At 66.4% G+C, this 19,155-nt stretch carries 18 protein-coding genes; 13 read left to right on the top strand and 5 right to left on the bottom strand.

Going from position 1 to position 19,155, the window contains the following annotated elements:
- Positions 1-76 precede the first annotated feature (76 nt).
- The 13 genes from KHY18_RS24140 (at position 77) to KHY18_RS24080 (ending at position 14,801) form a co-directional block, all read left to right on the top strand.
- Positions 77-1,312 carry a branched-chain amino acid ABC transporter substrate-binding protein gene (locus KHY18_RS24140; RefSeq protein WP_213306083.1) on the top strand — a complete coding sequence of 412 codons (1,236 nt, stop codon included), beginning with the start codon at positions 77-79 and terminating at the stop codon, positions 1,310-1,312.
- Positions 1,313-1,391: 79 nt separating this feature from the next.
- Complete coding sequence (locus KHY18_RS24135; RefSeq protein WP_213306080.1) at positions 1,392-2,345, top strand: branched-chain amino acid ABC transporter permease; 954 nt, start codon at positions 1,392-1,394, stop codon at positions 2,343-2,345.
- Positions 2,346-2,348: 3 nt separating this feature from the next.
- Positions 2,349-3,704 (top strand): branched-chain amino acid ABC transporter permease, encoded by a 1,356-nt coding sequence (locus tag KHY18_RS24130; protein ID WP_213306077.1) that lies wholly within the window; start codon positions 2,349-2,351, stop codon positions 3,702-3,704.
- Complete coding sequence (locus KHY18_RS24125; RefSeq protein ID WP_213306074.1) at positions 3,701-4,480, top strand: ABC transporter ATP-binding protein; 780 nt, start codon at positions 3,701-3,703, stop codon at positions 4,478-4,480. Before KHY18_RS24130 ends, KHY18_RS24125 begins: the two co-directional genes overlap by 4 nt.
- A gap of 2 nt (positions 4,481-4,482) precedes the next feature.
- Positions 4,483-5,178: an ABC transporter ATP-binding protein gene (locus tag KHY18_RS24120; protein WP_213306071.1), complete on the top strand. Its 696-nt coding sequence runs from the start codon at positions 4,483-4,485 to the stop codon at positions 5,176-5,178.
- 249 nt (positions 5,179-5,427) lie between these two features.
- Positions 5,428-7,524, top strand: coding sequence for a 3-hydroxyacyl-CoA dehydrogenase NAD-binding domain-containing protein (locus KHY18_RS24115; protein ID WP_213306068.1), 2,097 nt, complete (start codon positions 5,428-5,430; stop codon positions 7,522-7,524).
- A gap of 35 nt (positions 7,525-7,559) precedes the next feature.
- Complete coding sequence (locus KHY18_RS24110; RefSeq protein ID WP_213306065.1) at positions 7,560-8,735, top strand: acetyl-CoA C-acyltransferase; 1,176 nt, start codon at positions 7,560-7,562, stop codon at positions 8,733-8,735.
- A 138-nt stretch (positions 8,736-8,873) separates the two neighbouring features.
- Positions 8,874-10,700, top strand: coding sequence for an acyl-CoA dehydrogenase (locus KHY18_RS24105; protein ID WP_213306062.1), 1,827 nt, complete (start codon positions 8,874-8,876; stop codon positions 10,698-10,700).
- A 115-nt stretch (positions 10,701-10,815) separates the two neighbouring features.
- Positions 10,816-11,814, top strand: a complete 999-nt coding sequence (locus KHY18_RS24100; RefSeq protein ID WP_213306059.1) for an ankyrin repeat domain-containing protein — start codon at positions 10,816-10,818, stop codon at positions 11,812-11,814.
- 61 nt (positions 11,815-11,875) lie between these two features.
- Positions 11,876-12,544 (top strand): response regulator transcription factor, encoded by a 669-nt coding sequence (locus KHY18_RS24095; protein WP_213306056.1) that lies wholly within the window; start codon positions 11,876-11,878, stop codon positions 12,542-12,544.
- Positions 12,541-13,914, top strand: coding sequence for a sensor histidine kinase (locus KHY18_RS24090; protein ID WP_213306053.1), 1,374 nt, complete (start codon positions 12,541-12,543; stop codon positions 13,912-13,914). Before KHY18_RS24095 ends, KHY18_RS24090 begins: the two co-directional genes overlap by 4 nt.
- A gap of 93 nt (positions 13,915-14,007) precedes the next feature.
- A complete protein-coding gene (locus KHY18_RS24085; protein ID WP_213306049.1) occupies positions 14,008-14,418 on the top strand; it encodes a YgiW/YdeI family stress tolerance OB fold protein in 411 nt (136 codons plus the stop codon).
- A gap of 38 nt (positions 14,419-14,456) precedes the next feature.
- Positions 14,457-14,801 carry an ankyrin repeat domain-containing protein gene (locus tag KHY18_RS24080; RefSeq protein WP_213306046.1) on the top strand — a complete coding sequence of 115 codons (345 nt, stop codon included), beginning with the start codon at positions 14,457-14,459 and terminating at the stop codon, positions 14,799-14,801.
- Here the strand turns inward: KHY18_RS24080 and KHY18_RS24075 are convergent.
- From KHY18_RS24075 to KHY18_RS24055, 5 genes are all read right to left on the bottom strand, one after another.
- Positions 14,765-16,321 carry a PhnE/PtxC family ABC transporter permease gene (locus KHY18_RS24075; RefSeq protein ID WP_213306043.1) on the bottom strand — a complete coding sequence of 519 codons (1,557 nt, stop codon included), beginning with the start codon at positions 16,319-16,321 and terminating at the stop codon, positions 14,765-14,767. The two genes, KHY18_RS24080 and KHY18_RS24075, sit on opposite strands and share 37 nt — an antisense overlap.
- Entirely contained in the window at positions 16,312-17,124 is an 813-nt protein-coding gene (locus tag KHY18_RS24070) for a phosphonate ABC transporter ATP-binding protein (protein ID WP_213306040.1), read from the bottom strand. Before KHY18_RS24070 ends, KHY18_RS24075 begins: the two co-directional genes overlap by 10 nt.
- 12 nt (positions 17,125-17,136) lie before the next feature.
- A complete protein-coding gene (locus KHY18_RS24065; RefSeq protein ID WP_213306037.1) occupies positions 17,137-18,018 on the bottom strand; it encodes a putative selenate ABC transporter substrate-binding protein in 882 nt (293 codons plus the stop codon).
- Between the two features lie 259 nt (positions 18,019-18,277).
- Positions 18,278-18,583 carry a hypothetical protein gene (locus KHY18_RS24060; RefSeq protein WP_213306034.1) on the bottom strand — a complete coding sequence of 102 codons (306 nt, stop codon included), beginning with the start codon at positions 18,581-18,583 and terminating at the stop codon, positions 18,278-18,280.
- Between the two features lie 118 nt (positions 18,584-18,701).
- On the bottom strand, positions 18,702-19,155 hold a 454-nt coding region (locus KHY18_RS24055), incomplete at its 5' end, for an Lcl domain-containing protein (RefSeq protein ID WP_213306031.1).

Below are 19,155 nucleotides of genomic sequence, written 5' to 3'. Positions count from 1 at the left end.
TAGGGCAATCCCCATCCAGCGGTCCAAAGTAAGCCGCTACGCTGCACTTGCTCATCCACCAATAAGGAGACAAACAATGAAGTTCGCTTTCAAGGCAGTGACGGCAGCGGTGATCCTGGCAAGCGCGGGCGGGGCCATGGCCCAGCAGGGGGAGACGGTCAAGATCGCATGGTTGGACCCGCTTTCGGGACTGATGGCCGCGCTGGGCTCGAACCAGCTCAAGAGCTTCCAGTTCCTGGCGGAGGAGTTCAGCAAGAAGAACGCGGCCGGCGTGAAGTTCGAAGTGATCGGCATTGACAACAAGCTCAGCCCCCAGGAGACCACCAGCGCGCTGCGCTCGGCCATGGACCAGGGCGCGCGCTACGTCGTGCAGGGCAATGGCTCGGGCCCGGCGCTGGCCATCATGGATGCGCTTGAAAAGCACAATGCGCGCAACAAGGGCAAGGAAGTCGTCTACCTCAACTACGCCGCGGTGGATCCCGATCTGACGAACAGCAAGTGCAGCTACTGGCACTTCCGCCTGGACGCCGACACCTCGATGAAGATGGAGGCGCTGACCACCTACATGAAGGACCTTCCCGATGTGAAGAAGGTCTATCTGATCAACCAGAACTACGCCCACGGCCACCAGGTCTCGAAGTACGCCAAGGACATGCTCAAGCGCAAGCGTCCTGACGTGGAGATCGTCGGCGATGACCTGTCGCCGCTGGCCCAGGTGCGCGACTTCTCTCCCTATATCGCCAAGATCAAGCAGTCGGGGGCCGACTCGGTGATCACCGGCAACTGGGGCTCCGACCTGGCGCTGCTGATCAAGGCCGCGAACGACGCGGGCCTGAACAACGTCAAGTTCTACACCTACTACGCGATCGCCACGGGCGCGCCCACGGCCATGGGTGCGGGCGCCGCGGGCAAGGTCTATGCGGTGGGCTATGGCCACTTGAATCTGCCGGGCGATATCGGTCGCATCGTCACCGACTTCAAGAAGCGCTTCAACGACGACATGTATACGGCCTCGGTCTACAACGCCTACGCGATGCTCACCGAAGCCTTCGTGCGCGCCAAGTCGACCGACCCGGTCAAGGTCGCGGCGACGCTCGAGGGAATGAAGTTCAAGGGCTTCAACGGCGAAGTCGAAATGCGCAAGTCGGACCACCAGCTGCAGCAGGGCCTGTTCATCACGCGCTGGGAAAAAACCGATGCCAAGTACCCGAAGGATTCGGAGAACACCGGCTACACGCTGGCGCCGGTCAAGTACTACGAGCCCTATGTGGCGAGCACGCCGACTTCGTGCGACATGAAGCGCCCGTCGTGAGCACCGCGGTCTGATGCGACGCTGAAGGGGCCGCGCTGCCGGCCCTTTCTTTTCCCCGGTTCTTTCTCTGGGTCTTGCGATGAATCCTGAATTTTTGACGATCTCGCTGCTCAACGGCGTGAGCTACGGCCTGCTGTTGTTCATGCTGAGCTCGGGCCTGACGCTGATTTTCAGCATGATGGGCGTGCTCAACTTCGCGCACACCAGCTTCTACATGCTGGGCGCCTATTTCGCCTATACGCTCAGCGGCGTGGTCGGTTTCTGGCCCGCGCTGTTCATCGCACCCCTGCTGGTCGGCGCGCTCGGTGCGCTGTTCGAACGCTACAGCCTGCGCCGCGTGCACAAGTTCGGCCATGTGCCCGAGCTGCTGGTCACGTTCGGGCTGTCCTATCTGATTCTGGAGCTGGTGCAGCTGGTCTGGGGCCGCGGCACCGTGCCCTATGCGCTGCCCGCGCAGTTGCAGGGCCCGCTGTTCACGATCTACGGCACGCAGTTTCCCAAGTCGCGCTCGTTCGTGATGCTGGTCGCACTGCTGATGCTGCTGGCCGTGTGGCTGATGCTCACGCGCACCCGCATCGGCCTGGTGATCCAGGCCGCGCTCAAGCACCCCGAAATGGCGCAGGCGCTGGGCCACAACGTGCCGCGCGTGTTCATGCTGGTGTTCGGCGGCGGCTGCGCGCTCGCGGGCCTGGCCGGCGTGATCGGTGGCAACACCTATGTGACCGAGCCCGCGATGGCGATGTCGGTGGGCTCCATCATCTTCGTGGTGGTCGTGGTCGGCGGCATGGGTTCGCTGGCCGGCGCGTTTCTGGCCTCGCTGCTGATCGGCATCGTGCAGAGTTTCGCGGTGGCGCTCGATTATTCGTTGGTGCATTTCCTCGGCTCGCTGGGCGCCAAGATCACCGATCAGACGTTCGGCTACCCCGTGCTCAAGCTCACGATTTCCCAGGTCGCGCCCATCCTGCCGTACCTGTTCCTCGTGCTGATCCTGATTTTCCGGCCTAAAGGCCTGCTTGGCACCCGGGAGGATTGAGCCATGAACACTTCTTCGACTTCTCTTCCCACGGGCAAGGCGCCGGCCGGCGCGGCCCGCGCGCCGGCAGCGCATGAGGCCTACCGCTTCAAGCCGCTCAATATCGGCCGCTTCGTCATCTGGTCGCTGTTCGCGCTGGCGCTGGCCGTCGCGCCGCACCTGTTCACCAGCAGCCTGGCGCTGACCATGCTGAGCCAGATCGGTTACCTGATCATCATCTGCCTGTCGTACAACATCCTGCTGGGGCAGGGCGGCATGCTGAGCTTCGGCCATGCGGTCTACACCGGCATGGGCTCGTTCATCGCCATTCATGCGATGAACAAGGTCGGCGGTCTGCAGATTCCGCTGGTGCTGATTCCGGTGATCGGCGGGCTGGGCGGCATGTTCTTCGCCATATTGCTGGGCTATGTGACCACGCGCAAGTCGGGCACGACCTTCGCGATGATCACGCTGGGCATTGGCGAGCTGGTCGCTTCCATGGCGCTGATGTTTCCCGAGTTCTTCGGCGGCGAAGGCGGCATCACCACCGACCGTGTCTATGGCCAGCCTTTCCTGGGCATGACGTTCGGCCCGGCGATCGAGGTCTATTACCTGATCGCGGTCTACTGCTTCGTCTGCACGGCGCTGATGTTCGCGTTCACCGGCACGCCGCTGGGGCGCATGCTCAACGCGGTGCGCGACAACCCCGAGCGCGTCGAGTTCGTGGGCTACAACACCCAGCGTGTGCGCTACTTCTCGTTCATCATCGCGGGCTTTTTTGCCGGCATCGGTGGCGGTCTCGCGGCGATCAACTTCGAGATCATCACCGCGGCCGACAGCGTGAGCGTGATGCGTTCGGGCAGTTATCTGCTGTTCACTTTCCTGGGCGGCGCGACGTTCTTCTTCGGGCCCATCATCGGCGCGGTGCTGCTGGTGTTCGCCTCCATCCTGCTGTCCGAGCTGTCCAAGGCCTGGCTGCTGTACCTGGGCCTGGTGTTCCTGTTCATGGTGATGTATGCGCCCGGCGGCGTGGCCAGCCTGATCATGATGAACCTGCGCGTGGCCAAGTTCGGCAAGCTCAAGCGGCTGCTGCCCAGCTACGCGCTGCTCACGGTCTGCGCGCTGGTCGGCGTCGCGGGCTTCGCGGCCATCGTCGAGATGATCTACCACCTGCAGCTCAACGCCGCGCTGGGCGACCACCTGCGCTTCATGGGACTGTCGCTCGACACCCGCAGCACGAACAGCTGGCTGGGCGCGGTTGCGCTGCTGGTGGTGGGCGGGGGCCTGTTCGAGATGCTGCGCCGGCGCTTCGTGCGCCAGTGGAGCCAGATCCAGGAAGAAATCGAACTGTTGATCAAACGCGGGGAGGCACAGGCATGACACAGACCACTTACGCGCTGGAACTCAAGGACCTGCAAAAACGCTTCGGCAAGACCGAGATCATCCGCGGCGTGAACCTGGCCGTCGCGGCCGGCGAACGCGTGGCCATCATCGGCCCGAACGGCGCGGGCAAGTCGACGCTGTTCAATCTGATCAGCGGGCGCTTTGCGCCCAGCAGCGGCGAAGTGCTGCTGCACGGCCAGCGCATCGACGGCAAGAAGCCGTTCGAGATCAATCGCCTGGGGCTGTCGCGCAGCTTCCAGATCACCAATATCTTTCCCAAGCTCAGCGTGTTCGAGAACCTGCGCTGCGGCGTGCTGTGGAGCATGGGCTACAAGTACACCTTCCTGCGCTTTCTGTCGGGCCTGCATGACGCCAACGCGCGCGCCGAGCAACTGATGCAGATGATCAACCTGGAGAAGAAGCGCGACGTGCTGGCGATGAACCTGACCTATGCCGAGCAGCGCGCGCTCGAGATCGGCATCACCATCGCGGGCGGCGCGAGCGTGATCCTGCTCGACGAACCGACGGCGGGCATGAGCAACAGCGAGACCGCGCGCTTCATCGCGCTGATCAAGCAGGTCACCGAAGGGCGCACGCTGCTCACGGTGGAGCACGACATGGGCGTGGTGTTCGGCCTGGCCGACAAGATCGCCGTGGTGGTGTATGGCGAGGTGATCGCCTTCGATACACCCGACAAGGTGCGCGCGAACCCGCGCGTGCAGGAAGCTTATCTGGGATCAGCCGTGGCCGATCAGCAGGCGGGAGCGCACTGAAGATGCTGAAGATTGCCAACTTGCATGCCTATTACGGCAAGAGCCATGTGCTGCATGGCGTGGACTTCGAAGTCCGGCCCGGTGAAATCGTCGCGCTGCTGGGTCGCAACGGCTCGGGCCGCTCGACCACGGCCAAGGCGGTCATGGGCCTGGTCGACTGGGAGGGCACGCTCGAATGGAAAGGCGAGAAGCTCCAGGGCCGCAAGGCCTACGAGATCGCCCACCGCGGCATAGGCTACGTGCCCGAAAGCCGCGATGTGTTTCCCAATCTCACGGTGCACCAGAACCTGCTGCTGGGCCAGAAAGGCAATGGCAAGGGCAGCCGCTGGAGCTTCGACGACATGTACGCGATGTTTCCGCGCCTCAAGGAGCGCCAGCACACCGAGGCCGGCGTGATGTCGGGCGGCGAGCAGCAGATGCTCACGCTGTGCCGCACGCTGATGGGCGACCCCGACCTGATCATCATCGACGAGCCCACCGAAGGCCTGGCGCCCAAGATCGTCGAACTGGTGGGCGAATACCTGCAGACCATCAAGGCGCGCGGCATCGCGGTGCTGCTGATCGAGCAGAAGCTGACCATCGCCATGCGCATCTCGGACCGGGCGCTGGTGATGGGACATGGGGCCATCGTGTTCGACGGAACACCCGACGGCTTGCGCGCGGATGAGAAGGTGCGCAAGGAGTGGTTGGAAGTTTAATCACCTGGCGCGATGGGCAAACCCCTTCGTGGTGAGCTTGTCGAATCCATGAACGGCCTGTCCTCATGACTTGAGCGCAGGCCGTTCATCCTTCGACGCGGCCGGCGAGGCAGGCTCAGGACGAAGTTTGTCCCCAGCAAGACTGCCCCCCTTGTCCCAGGCGAGACAAACCCCACTGGTCATTTGCGCGCAAGTTTCTACAATAAAAAACGCACGATCGTTCTTTTCCATTCCACAAGGGACAACCGCATGAGCGCTGACTACCTGAAGGACGGCTCCATCGCCGTCATCACGCTGAACAACCCGCCGGTCAACGGCCTGGGCCTGGCCACGCGCCGGGCTGTCGTCGAGGGGGTGAACCGGGCGAACGCCGATGCGAGCATCGAGGCCATCGTCATCACGGGTGCGGGCAAGGCCTTTTCGGGCGGCGCCGACATCACGGAATTCGGCACCGAGCGCGCGACGCAGGAGCCGCATCTGCTGTCGGTGATCAAGGTGCTCGAACAGTCGACCAAGCCGGTCGTCGCTGCCATTCATTCGGTCTGCATGGGCGGGGGCCTGGAGCTGGCCATGGGCTGCCACTACCGCGTGGTGTCGCCCAAGACCGCGGTTGCGCTGCCCGAAGTCAAGCTGGGCCTGCTGCCCGGCGCCGGCGGCACGCAGCGCCTGCCGCGTCTGCTGGGCCTGGAAACCGCGCTGAACATGATCGTCAGCGGCGAAGCGGTGCAAAGCGAATTGCTGGCCGCCATTCCCGGCCAGAAGCTGTTTGATCTGGTTGCGGCTTCGGCCGAATCGCTGCCGTCCGAAGCGCGCGCCTTTGCCCAGCACATCGCGGGCCAGCGTCCGCTGCCGCTGGTGCGCAACCTGCCGTGCAAGCATCCCCAGGCCGAAGCCTATCTGCAGTTCGCGCGCAACATGGTCAAGGGCATGGCGAAGAATTTTCCCGCGCCTCTCAAGTGCGTCGATGCGGTCGCCGCGTCCGTGGGCAAGTTCGATGCGGGCATGCAGACCGAGCGCGAGCTGTTCACCCAGCTGATGTTCACGCCCGAGTCGCGCGCGCTGCGCCACCTGTTCCTGGCCGAGCGCGCGGCGTCGAAGATCGCCGACGTGCCTTCGAGCACGCCGCAGCGCGAAATCCGCGCCGTGGGCGTGATCGGTGCGGGCACCATGGGCGGCGGCATTGCGATGAACTTCCTCAACGCCGGCATTCCCGTGACCATCCTGGAGACCAAGCAGGAAGCGCTGGACCGCGGCGTGGCGACGATTCGCAAGAACTACGAATCGCAGGTCAAGAAAGGCAAGCTCAAGGCCGAGAAGTACGAAGAGCGCATGGCGCTGCTGAACACCACGCTGTCCTATGACGATCTCAAGCACGCCGATCTGATCATCGAAGCCGTGTTCGAAGAGCTGGGCGTGAAGGAAACCGTGTTCAAGCAGCTCGACGCCGTGGCCAAGCCCGGCGCGATTCTCGCGTCCAACACGTCGACGCTCGACGTCGACAAGATCGCCGCGTTCACCGAGCGTCCGCAGGACGTGGTGGGCATGCATTTCTTCAGCCCGGCCAACGTGATGAAGCTGCTCGAAGTGGTGCGCGGCCAGCACACCGCCAAGGACGTGCTGGCCACGGTGATGCAGCTGGCCAAGAAGATCAAGAAGACGGCCGTGGTGTCGGGCGTCTGCGACGGCTTCATTGGCAACCGCATGATCGAGCAATACAGCCGCCAGGCGGGCTTCCTGCTCGACGAAGGCGCGACGCCCCAGCAGGTCGACAAGGCCGTGGAGAAGTTCGGCTTCGCCATGGGCCCGTTCCGCATGGGCGACCTCGCGGGCAACGACATCGGCTGGGCGATTCGCAAGCGCCGCGCGGTCGAGCAGCCCGGCATGAAGTACAGCGCCACGGCCGATCGGCTGTGCGAGCTGGGCCGCTACGGCCAGAAGACCGGCGCGGGCTGGTACGACTACGAAGCCGGCAAGCGCGACGCGATTCCTTCCGAGCTGGTCAACCAGATGATCGAGCAGCACCGCAAGGACAACGGCATCACGCCGCGCAAGATCTCCGACGAGGAAATCGTGCAGCGCCTGGTGTTCTCGCTGGTCAATGAAGGCGCGCACATTCTCGAAGACGGCATCGCGGGCAAGTCGGGCGATATCGACATGGTCTATCTCACGGGTTACGGCTTCCCGATTCACCGCGGCGGCCCCATGCATTACGCGGGCGAAGTCGGGCTGATCAACGTGGTGCAGGCAATGAACCGCTTTGCGCAGAACCCGCACGACGACGCTGCGTTCTGGCAGCCCGCGCCGCTGATCGCGCGGCTCGCGGCCGAAGGCAAGACCTTCCAGTAAGCGTTGCCCGACGAACGAATTTCCAAGGATATTCCATGACTTCCGCAGTGATTGTTTCCACCGCCCGCACCCCCCTGGCCAAGAGCTGGAAAGGTGCGTTCAACATGACCCACGGCGCGACGCTCGGCGGCCATGCCGTCAAGCATGCCGTGCAGCGCGCGGGCATCGATGCCGCCGCCGTAGACGACGTGATCATGGGCTGCGCCACGCCCGAAGGCGCGACCGGCGCCAACATCGCGCGCCAGATCGCGCTGGCCGCGGGCCTGCCCGTGACCACCTCGGGCATGACCATCAACCGTTTCTGCTCCTCGGGCCTGCAGACCATTGCCACCGCGGCCCAGCGCATCATCGCCGGCGAAGGCGAAGTCTATGTGGCCGGCGGCGTCGAGTCGATTTCCTGCGTGCAGCAGGAAATGAACCAGCACATGCTGCAGGACCCGGCGCTGCTGCGCAGCAAGCCCGAAATCTACTGGAGCATGCTGCAGACCGCCGAAACCGTGGCCCAGCGCTATGGCATTGGCCGTGACGCGATGGACGAGTACGGCGCGGGCAGCCAGCAAAAAGCCTGCGCCGCGCAAGCCGCAGGCCTGTTCGACGCCGAAATCGCCCCTATCACCGTGACTGCCGGCGTGGTCGACAAGGTGCGCGGCCTGATCACGCGCGAAGTGACGGTGTCCAAGGACGAAGGCACGCGCGAAGGAACGACCAAGGACGGCATCAGCGGCCTGCGCAGCGCCTTGCCCGGCGGCCTGATCACGGCCGGCAATGCAAGCCAGTTCTCCGACGGCGCGGGCGCCTGCGTGCTGGTCAGCGAAGACTATGCGGGCCGCAACGGCCTCACGCCCCTGGGCCGTTTCCTGGGCTTTGCGGTCGCGGGCTGCGAGCCCGATGAAATGGGCATAGGCCCGGTGTTCGCCGTGCCCAAGGTGCTCAAGAAGCTGGGCCTCACGGTGCAGGACATCGATCTGTGGGAACTCAACGAAGCCTTCGCCGTGCAGGTGCTGTACTGCCGCGACAAGCTGGGCATTCCGGCCGAACGCCTGAACGTCAACGGCGGCGCGATCGCGCTGGGCCACCCCTACGGTGTCTCGGGCCAGCGCCTCACGGGCCATGCGCTGATCGAAGGCAAGCGCCGCGGCGCCAAGCTGGTGTGCGTCACGATGTGCATTGGCGGCGGCATGGGCGCGGCTGGTATTTTCGAAGTGCTGTAAGGCGATTCTTCGCCAGGTTCAGGGCGCGGCGCAAGTCCGCTCATCCTGAGCCTGTCGAAGGATGTTCACAACGCACTGGTTTCCGGTTCCGGGCCGCTTGCTGCGGCCCGTTTTGTTTCAATCGGCGAGGAGTGGATCATGGGTTTGCGCGCGACGCTGGATTTCCTGTTGTACGACTGGCTGGAGGTGGAAACGCTGAACGCGCGCGAGCGCTTTGCCGACCATTCGCGCGAGACCTTCGACGCGGTGCTCGACACCTGCGAGCGCATCGCGCGCGAGAAGTACGCGCCGTTCAACCGCACCGTCGACACCGAGGAGCCGCGCTTCGATGGCGAGAAGGTGATACTGCCGGCCTGCACGCATGCGGCGCGCCTGGCCTATGCCGAGTCGGGCATGCTCGGTGCCGCCCAGGATTACGACATCGGCGGCATGCAGCTGCCGTACACGCTCGAGTCGGCGGCCAACAGCTTCTTCGCCGCGGCGTCCGTGAGCATTGGCTCGAACATGCTGACGTCGGGCAATGCGAGCGCGCTGATGGCGCATGGCAGCGCGCTGCAAAAGGAAGTGTTCGCGCTCAATGAATTCAACGGCCGCTGGGCCGGCACCATGTGCCTGTCCGAGCCGCAGGCGGGCTCGTCGCTGTCGGATATTTCCACCCGCGCCACGCCCGACGGCGAAGGCGCGCAGGACGATCCGCTGGGCCCGCGCTTCCGCCTCAAGGGCAACAAGATGTGGATCTCGTCGGGCGACCATGAGCTCACCGAGAACATCGTGCACCTGGTGCTGGCCAAGATTCCCGGCCCCGACGGCCAGCTGCCGCCGGGCGTCAAGGGCATCTCGCTGTTCATCGTGCCCAAGAAGCTCGTCGACACCGAAGGCGCGCTGACCGGCGAGCGCAACGACGTCGCGCTTGCAGGCCTGAACCACAAGCTGGGCTGGCGCGGCACGACCAATACCTTGCTCAACTTCGGCGAAGGCAAGTACCCGGTGCGCGGCGCAGCCGGCGCGATCGGCTATCTGGTGGGCGCGCCCGGCAAGGGCCTGCAGTGCATGTTCCACATGATGAACGAGGCCCGCATTTCGATAGGCATGGCCGCGACCATGCTGGGCCTGGCGGGCTATTACGCGAGTCTCGACTACGCGCAGAACCGCCCCCAGGGCCGGCCCATGGGCGCGGGCGGCAAGGACGCGACCCAGCCGCAAGTGCGCATCATCGAGCACGCCGATGTGAAGCGCATGCTGCTGGCGCAGAAGTCCTATGGAGAAGGCGCGCTGGCGCTGAACCTCTACTGCGCGCGCCTGGTCGACGAGCAGCATACGGGCGATGCGCAAGCCGCCGACGAAGCGCGGCTGCTGCTCGAAGTGCTGACGCCCATCGCCAAGAGCTGGCCCAGCGAGTTCTGTCTCGAAGCCAACTCGCTGGCGATACAGATCCATGGCGGCTATGGCTATACGCGCGACTTCCAGGTGGAACAGTACTGGCGCGACAACCGGCTCAATATGATCCACGAAGGCACGCATGGCATACAGGCCATGGATTTGCTGGGGCGCAAGGTGCGCATGAATGGCGGCCGTGGCCTGCAGTTGCTGGCGGCGCGCATCAAGGCCGGCATTGCGGCTGCGCGCGCAGTGCCCGAACTGGCCACGGAAGCCGACGCACTCGCTGCCGCGCTGCAGCAGGCACTGGCTGCGACCGAAGCCGCCTGGGCCACGGGCGATCCGGCCGAGGCGCTGGCCAATGCCGTGCCCTATATGCAGGCCCTGGGCCATGTGGTGCTGGCCTGGATGTGGCTCGACGTGGCGCGCGCCACGCTGCGCGGCGATGCGCAATCCGCGGCCAACGCCGGCCGGCGCGCGGCCGGGCGCTATTTCTTCCGCTACGAGCTGCCGCGCATCGATGCCTGGCTCAAGGTGGTGCGCGAGCGCGACATGACCTGCGCCGCGATGGACGAAGCCGGGTTCTGAGCAGAGTTCGCGGCGCAGGCCGCCGCAACCGGAAAAAATGCGAAAATATATCAATAAATTTATTTGTTAGCTATAGTCTATTGTTTTCATTTTGGCGAAATGCCGGGAGACCCATATGCCTATAGACCAAGCTGCGCAGCGTTTCGACGCAGTCGACCTTTCGGAGCCCAGTGAATTGATGCTTGCAGTCCAGCGCGGCAAGCTGGGCGAGGTGCAGGCGTTGATAGCTGCCGGGGCGGATGTCAATGCCACCTACCGGGGGGGCATAACTGCGTTCCTGTATGCGGCGGACGGGGGGCATGACGGCATCATGCGGGCCTTGATTGCCGCCGGAGCCGACATCCATGCCGCCGACTGCGACGGCGTGAACGCGCTGATGCTCGCGGCGAACGCCAACCGTTCGGCCGCCGTGAAGTGCTTGCTCGAACGTGGCGTGGACGTCAATGCCCGGGACAAGGCCGACAGGACCGCATTGATGTACACGCGCGACAAGGATTCGCTTGAAGTCCTCGATTCCTTGTTGCTGGCCGGAGCGCGCGTGGACGCAGCCGATGACAAGGGCATGACCATGCTGATGCAGGCCTCTTTGGACGGTGCCGAGTTGATCATGGCGCGGCTGCTGAGCGCAGGAGCGAATGCCGATGGCTGCAATGCGTCCGGCAGCACGCCGCTGATGTATGCGGTCGATGGCGACGAGGGCGAGCGCGGCGGGGCGGTGAAGCTGTTGCTCAGCTCCGGGGCCTCCATCAATGCGGTGGACCGCTATGGCAACAGCGCGGCGATGCGCGCGGCACTTGAGGGCAAATTGGGCCTGATCGACATCCTGCAGGAGCATGGAGCGAACATGGACCTCCCGAACTGCCATGGACTCACTCCCAAGGACATACTCACGATCTCTTGTCGCAAGGATGGCTCCGAGCCTGACGAGGAACACACGCTGACCCTGCCGAAGACTGGGGCGGGCGACACCGTGGGTGATTGGGACCATAGCTGGCTTGCCAACGACGACGTGCTGAATCGGGCGTTTGACGAGAGCATGCACCCTGACTGGATCGCCGACATGCAGCAGACACCCGTGGCCGAGGCGGTGGGAACGCGTTCCGAAAGCCCGTGAGGGGCGGCGCCGGGCCGCCGGGCTTCAGCTTGGCATCATCTTTGTGCGTTAGGGTTGGGGCATGCGCATTCTCCTGATCGAAGACGACCCCTCGCTGGGCAGTTCGCTGCAATCCTGGCTGCAGCTCGACGGCTACGCAGTCGACTGGCTGCAGCGCGGCGACCAGGCCGCGGCCGCCCTGGCCACCCATTCCTACCAGTGCGTGCTGCTCGACCGCGGACTGCCCGGCCTCGATGGCGATGCCGTGCTGCGTGCGCTGCGCGCGGCCGGCGCGCCCCGCGCGCAGCTGCCGGTGATCGTGATCACCGCCCGCGACACGCTGGCCGACCGTGTGCAGGGGCTGGACCTGGGCGCCGACGACTATCTGGTCAAGCCTTTCGACCTGGAGGAGCTGTCGGCGCGGGTGCGCGCCGCGCTGCGCCGTGGCACGCCGCAGCCCACGCCCGAATTGCGCCATGGCGCGGTGGCGCTGGACCCGGCGGCCAAGCGCGTGACGCTGGACGATGCGCCGGTCACGCTCACGGCGCGCGAGTTCGCGCTGCTGCAGGCGCTGCTGCGCCACCCCACGCATATCGTGAGCCGGGCCCAGCTTGAAGAGGCGCTCTATGGTTGGGGCGAGGAAGTCGAGAGCAATGCCATCGAGGCCCATGTCTACAACCTGCGCAAGAAGCTGGGCAGCGGTTTCATCGTCACCGTGCGCAACCAGGGCTATGGATTGGCGCCGGCATGAAACGGCCGGCATGGTGGCGCTTGCGCCAGGAAAACCGCGCCCGTTGGTCGCTGCGCCGGCGCCTGCTGCGCATGGTCATGGGCACCAGCATCGCACTGTGGCTGGTAAGCCTGGCGATCGTCATTGGCGTCGCCTGGTTTGCCACCAGCGATGTGTTTGACGATGCGCTGGAAGAGGGCTCGCGCCTGGTGCTGCAGCTGGGCAGCGAGGCCGATGCCCAGGCGGATGACCGTCACGAGCTGCATGACCGGCGTGGCGAGGCGATGAAGCTGCGGATGTACTACCAGGTCGTCGCGCCCGACGGCCGCGTGCTGCTGCGCAGCGAGGACACGCCCAGGACCGCCTTCGTCCCCCAGGTGGAGCGCAGCAAGGGCTACGCCAACGTCTGGGTCGATGGCGAACTCTGGCGCGTGCACACGCGCCGCGGTGCCGATGGCAACAGCGCTCAAGTGGCCCAGCCGGTCGAGGAGCGGCTGGAACTGCTGGGGGACATGGCAGAGAACCTGGCATGGCCGGCGCTGGGACTGCTGGCGCTGCTGGGCCTGGTCAGCTGGTGGCAGATCCGCCGCCTGCTGCGCCCGCTTGAAGACATGGCCACGCGCATCGGCGCGCAGTCGCCGCAGGACCTGTCGCCGATTGCCGTGCCCGACCCGCCGCGCGAACTGCAGACCATTCTCGACGCGCTCAATGCGCTGCTGGCGCGGCTGGGCGTGGCGCTGGACAGCGAGCGCCGCTTCACCAGCGATGCGGCGCACGAGCTGCGCACGCCGCTGGCCGCGCTGCGCATGCGCGTGCAGCTGATAGAGCGCGAACTGAAATTGCCCGGCCACCATCTGCAGCAGTTGCGCGCCGATCTCGACCGCTGCACGGGCTTGATCGAAAGCCTGCTGGCGCTCGCGCGGCTGGAACCCCAAGCCGAGCCGCTGCCGCGTGAGTTGGTGGACCTCGGTGCGCTGATCGACACGCTGGACCCGGCGCCCGCGCGCGCCAAGGAGATGCAGCTGGAACGCGCACTGGCCGTGGCCGAACTCCAGGCCACGCCGGCGCTGCTGGCCAGCGCGCTGCGCAATCTCGTCGACAACGCCGTGCGCTATGGCCGCGCCGGCGGCCGCGTGCGCATCGAATCCACGCGCCTGCCCGGCGGCGGCGTGCGCCTCGCGGTGCGCGATGACGGGCCGGGCGTGACGCCGGCCGAGCGCGCGCGCCTGGGCGAGCGCTTCTTCCGCGTGCTCGGCACGGGGCAGCCGGGCAATGGCCTGGGCCTGTCCATCGTAGCCCGCATTGCGGCCCTGCATGGCGCGACGCTGCGCTTTGAGGAGGGCCTGGACGGACATGGCCTGGGCGTGGTGCTGGATTTTCCTGCGGGCTGAGCCGCGCCATCAGATTGCCTTCAGCTTCGCGCTGTCCAATGGATTCATACCGCAGCAAGCGGCTGTTCATTGACCCTCTGAAGGAGTATCACCATGCGAGCCATCGTTTCCACCCTGACCCTTGCTTCCCTGCTGGCGTTTGGCGCCACCGTTGCCACGGCCCAGTCCGCGGGTTACACCGGCCCGAGCAACGCGCCCAAGCCCGTGGCCCATGGCAGCTACAGCGGCCCGAGCAATGTGCCCTTGATGAGCGTCAAGCAGCTGCTCGACACCGGCCGCGACGACCAGCATGCGCGCCTGCAGGGCCAGATCGTCTCGCATGACGGCGGCGACCGCTACACCTTTGCCGATGCCACGGGCCGCATCGCCATCGAGATCGATGACGAGGACTTCCCCGCCGGTCAGGCCATCAGCGCCGAGCAGCGCGTGGAACTGCTGGGCGAATTCGACAAGGGCCTGCGCAAGACCGAGTTCGAAGTCGATCGCATCACGCTGCTGCGCTGATCGCGCAAGGCCTGGAGCGTCCTATGTGGCAAGCGCTTTTGGCGAAACTGCGGACTGGCGCCGACCGGCACGGCGAAGTGCCGCCGCCGCCGCCGCCGCCGCCGCAGCTCGACATCGAAATGCGCGATGCCAGCGGCCGGACCGCGCTGATGCAGGCCGCGCAGGCCGGGCAATTGTCGCGGGTACAGGCGCTGCTGGCGGCAGGCGCGCAGGTTGACGCGCGTGATGCGCGCAACTGGTGCGCGCTGATGATCGCAGCCCACGAAGGGCGTTCCTGCGTGGTACTGGCCCTGGCGCAGGCCCACGCGGAGCTCGCAGCGCAGCGCGATGGCTGCAGCGCGGCGCTTCAGCCCATGCGCCGGCGCAGCCGGGCGCTGATCTGATCGACGGCCATGGACAGCAGCAGCATCGCGACGATCACCGTCGCGGCCTGGGCATAGTGGAACAGCGACAGCTCGAAATACAGCAGCTGTCCCAGCCCGCCCGCGCCCACAAAGCCCAGGATGGCCGCCATGCGGATGTTCATTTCCCAGCGGTACAGCGTATAGGCGATCAGCTGCGGGCCCGCGCCGGGCAGCGTGCCGAACAGAAACGCCGGGCGCTTGCCCGCGCCGCTGAGAACCAGCGCCGCGGCCGGTGCGCGCGGCGCGTTCTCCAGCGCCTGCGCATACAGTCTGCCCAGCACGCCGCCGGTGTGCAGGGCGAGCGCGAGTGCGCCCGCGAAAGGCCCCAGGCCCACGGCCAGCGCGGTAATCGTTGCCCAGACCAGTTCGGGCACCGAGCGCAGCAGATTCAACAGAAAGTGGCTCACAGGCCGCAGCGGCGCAAGCGCCAGCAGCAGGCCCAGCACCGCCGCGAGCAGCGTGCCGACCACCGAAATCGCCAGCGTCTCCCAGGTGCCGATGGCGACGCGGCGCAGCCAGTCGGCGCTCAGGTCCATGGGAAAGAAGCTGGCGACGAACTGGCCCATGGAGCTGGCCGACTCGCGCGAGAACAGCGCGCCCAGATCCATGTCGAGCTGCTGGAAACTCGCCCACACGGCCAGCACCAGCGCCGCGGCGCCCGCGCCGCTGCGCCAGCCCCAGGGCGAAGGCCGCGCGCGCGGCGCTGCATCGAGCGCGCGGCGCAGCACAGTGGAGAGCGCATCGGCCGCGAACACCAGCAGCAGGAACGTGAGCAGAATGCTCGCGGCCTCGCCGCCGTTGAGCATCTTCATCGACTGGTCCATGAGCTGGCCCAGTCCGCCCGCGCCGACAAAGCCCATCACCACCGAAGCGCGGATCGCGCATTCCCAGCGGTAGACGGTGTACGAGACCAACTCCTTCGCGGCCTGGGGCACGAGACCGTACAGTATCGCCAGCGGCCGGCGCGCGCCGCTGTGGCGCAGCGCGCGCGCGGGAGCGGGGTCGGTCGATTCGAGAATTTCGGCGTAGACCTTGGCCAGCATGCCGCCATAGGTCAGGCCCAGCGCGAGCACGCCCGCGGCCGGGCCCAGGCCGAACACGCGCACGAACACCAGCGCCCAGACCAGTTCGGGAATGCCGCGCAGCACGGTGAGCACGCCGCGCGTGAGCGGGCTGAGCGTGGGGCGGTCGCGCCCCGCGGCGCTGACCAGATAGGCCAGCGGCAGCGCCAGGACGACAGCCAGCGCCATGCCCGCCGTGGCGATCGCCAGCGTCTGCAGCGTCGCCTGGCCCAGGTAGCCGAGGAATTCGCTGCCCGTCGCCGGCGGCAGGAACGCGCCCAGGAAGTTGCCGATGACGGTCAGGTTGCCCGACTCGAACAGCGCGCCGGGACGCACCTGCGCGGCCTCGAACAGCGGCCAGAGAATGCACAGCGCGAGCAGCGCATGGGCCAGGCGCGCGCGGCTGGCCGGGTCGCGCCGCGCGGGCTTCAGCGGCATGCGTTCATCGGCAGAAAGGCCGCGGCTTCGCGCGCCGGCAGCAGCGTGGGCAGGCCTTCGCCCGCGTACAGGGCCTGCAGCTGGGCTTCGCTGACCTGGTCCGCGGGCAGGTCGAAGACAATGCGCCCGGCCTTGATGCCGACGATGCGCGCAAAGCAGCCCAGCGCGAGATCGACCGCGTGCAGGCTGGCGACCAGCGTCGCGCCGCGCTGCGCGGCGTCGGCCACCAGCAAGCGCACGGTGGCCAGGGCCAGCGCTGGGTCCAGTGCCGATACCGGCTCGTCGGCCAGCACCAGCGCGGCCTGCTGGTACAGCACGCGCGCAATGCCGGCGCGTTGCAGCTGGCCGCCCGACAGCTGGTCGCAGCGCACGAACAGCTTGTCTTCGAGTTCCACGCGCGCCAGCGCCGCGCGCGCGCCCGCGATGTCCATGGGATAGGCCAGCGAGGCCAGCGCTTTCCAGGCCGGCCATTGCCCCAGCCGGCCCGCGAGCACGCTGGTGACCACGCGCTGGCGCGCGGGCAGGGGCGGGGCCTGGTGCACCGTGCCTATGCGCGCGCGCAGGCTGCGCAGCGCGCTTGCGTGCAGCGTCGACAGATCGCTGTCCAGCACGCGCACCGCGCCCCGCAGGCCCGGCTGGCCCGACCAGGCCGTGCCCAGCACCGACAGCAGCGAAGTCTTGCCCGCGCCCGACGGGCCTATCAGCGCAATGTTTTCACCCTGGCGCGCCGCGAGCCCGATATCGGCCAGCGCGACCGTGCCATTGGCGTGGGCCAGGCCCAGGCCGTCCAACGCGAAGCTCATGCGCGGCGGGGCTTACTTGAGCAGCCCGGCCGACTTGGCCGCGTCTTCGATACCGACATAGTTCTTGGCGTCGGTGGGAATGAATTTCGCCGCGCGCTGCAGGCCCAGGATTTCCTTGTGCTCGGGCTTGGCGGGATCGAGCTGCAGGAAGGCCTGTGTGAGCTTCTTCACCAGCGCGGGATCGAGGTCGCCGCGCACGGTCCAGTTGTAGTCGAAGTAGGGCGGGGTGGTCGCAAAGACGCGCACCTTGCTGGTGTCGACTTTCTTCTCCTCGACCAGCTTGTCCCAGACCGACGCGTTGAGCACGCCGGCTTCGGCGCGGCCCGCAGCGACGAAAGCCACCGTGGCGTCATGCGCGCCCGAGAACGCGACGTTCTTGAAATCCTTTTCGGGGTTCAGTCCGGCCTGCTGCAGGAAAAAGCGCGGCATCAGGCTGCCCGAAGTCGACGACGGCGCGCCGAACGCAAAGCTCTTGCCTTTGAGGTCGGCGAGTTCCAAGACCCGCGGATTGGCCGTGATGAACTTGGAGGTGAAGCGCGCGTCTTCCTCGCGCTGCACGATGGGGATGGCCGTGCCGTTGGTGCGGATCTTGGCCTGCACGAACGTGAAGCCGCCCAGCCAGGCCAGATCGATCTTGCGTGTGGCCAGCGATTCGACCACGGTGGCGTAATCGGTCACGGGCGTGAAGACCACCTTCATGCCGGTCTGTGCCTCGAGGTACTTGCCCAGCGGCGCGAACTTGCGCTGCAGCTCGGTAGGCGCTTCATCGGGAATGGCCGAGACCCGCAGCACATTGTCCGCGGCCAGCGCCGGCAGGGCCGACAGCGCTGTGACGGCCAGGGCGCAGGACAGGGCGCGCTGGAGCGCGAGACGGCGGGCAGAGGTATGACGCATGGGATTCCGATCGGTTGAGGCCACCGCCGGGCGGATGCCACGGCAGTCAGATCTGGCGCCAGGATGCGGGCGGTTCAGCCCCCGGTCCAGGTGTCCGCGCCATTGTATTGATCCGGCGCGCCGCTGGTGGGCCGCGCACGACATGCCGCAGGCAGATGCGCGGATAACCCGGTCTGGCATCCGGCAGGAACATCGATGCCGTTTGTCAGTTTCGGCAAGGGGGCTGCCTCACCAGGCCGCGCCCCTGGTGGTTGGCGGTTCAGCTGAAGCGCACCTCAAAGAAACTGCACTCGCCGTCGCCCAGCCCTTGCATGCCGGCCTGGACGGCGGCGTTCGCGGCCTTGGTCCAGCGCGCGAAGATCGCCTTGGCTTCGTCGGTGATTTCCTCGGGCGGGGTGTCTTCGAGGCCCAGCACGCATTCCAGCGCCAGCGCCACCTGCTCGGCCCCGCCCAGCTGGCGCTCCATCACGCGTGCATAGCGCGCCTCGGCCCGCGCGCGTTCCTGCTCGGGCAGGCTGGGGTAATCGCACAAAGAAACGGTGTAGAAGGTTTCAACAGTGTCCATGATGGGTCAGATGTGAGTAGTTGACTGTGAAAATGTACAGTAAATTTCACTTTTCCACTGTTGTTTTCAACAGGTTTTTTCTGACGCGTCCATCTTCACCCCTCTACGGGCCCGGGACTCAGGGCGCAGGCAAGGGGCGCACCAGGCGCACCAGCAGCGCATTGCCCCGGCCCATTTCGCCACTGGCCTTGCCCGTCGCCCAGTCGACGGCCCAGGCTTGCTGCGCTGACATGCGGTTCTTGCCCGGCCCGGTCTGCTCGTAGCTGTATTGGTTGACGGGCGCAGCGTTGATGGAAGCCGTGCCCGTCCAGTGCCACTCGTCGGGCACGGCCGGCAGCAGCGCGGCGCGCTCCCCCGCCAGCGCCGCGTGCTGGCGCAGGCGCTGCAGCTCCTTGGCGCGCGGCAGGCGCCAGCGCAGTCCGTCGGCCTGGTGCTTTTCCTGGGCCAGCTTTTGCGCCTGGCCGAAGCTCAGCTGCTGGGGCGTGCCGGCGCAGCGCTGATTGCGCCATTCCATGCCCTGCAGGCAGCGCGGCCAGGCCAGGCGCGCGCGCAGGTCGTGCACTTCGCTGCCG

Origin of the sequence: Acidovorax sp. CCYZU-2555 (assembly GCF_018413525.1) — a bacterium.
GTDB lineage: Bacteria > Pseudomonadota > Gammaproteobacteria > Burkholderiales > Burkholderiaceae_C > Comamonas.
The sequence above is the reverse complement of the archived record's forward strand: the minus strand, read 5'-3'. Positions and strand labels throughout refer to the sequence as shown.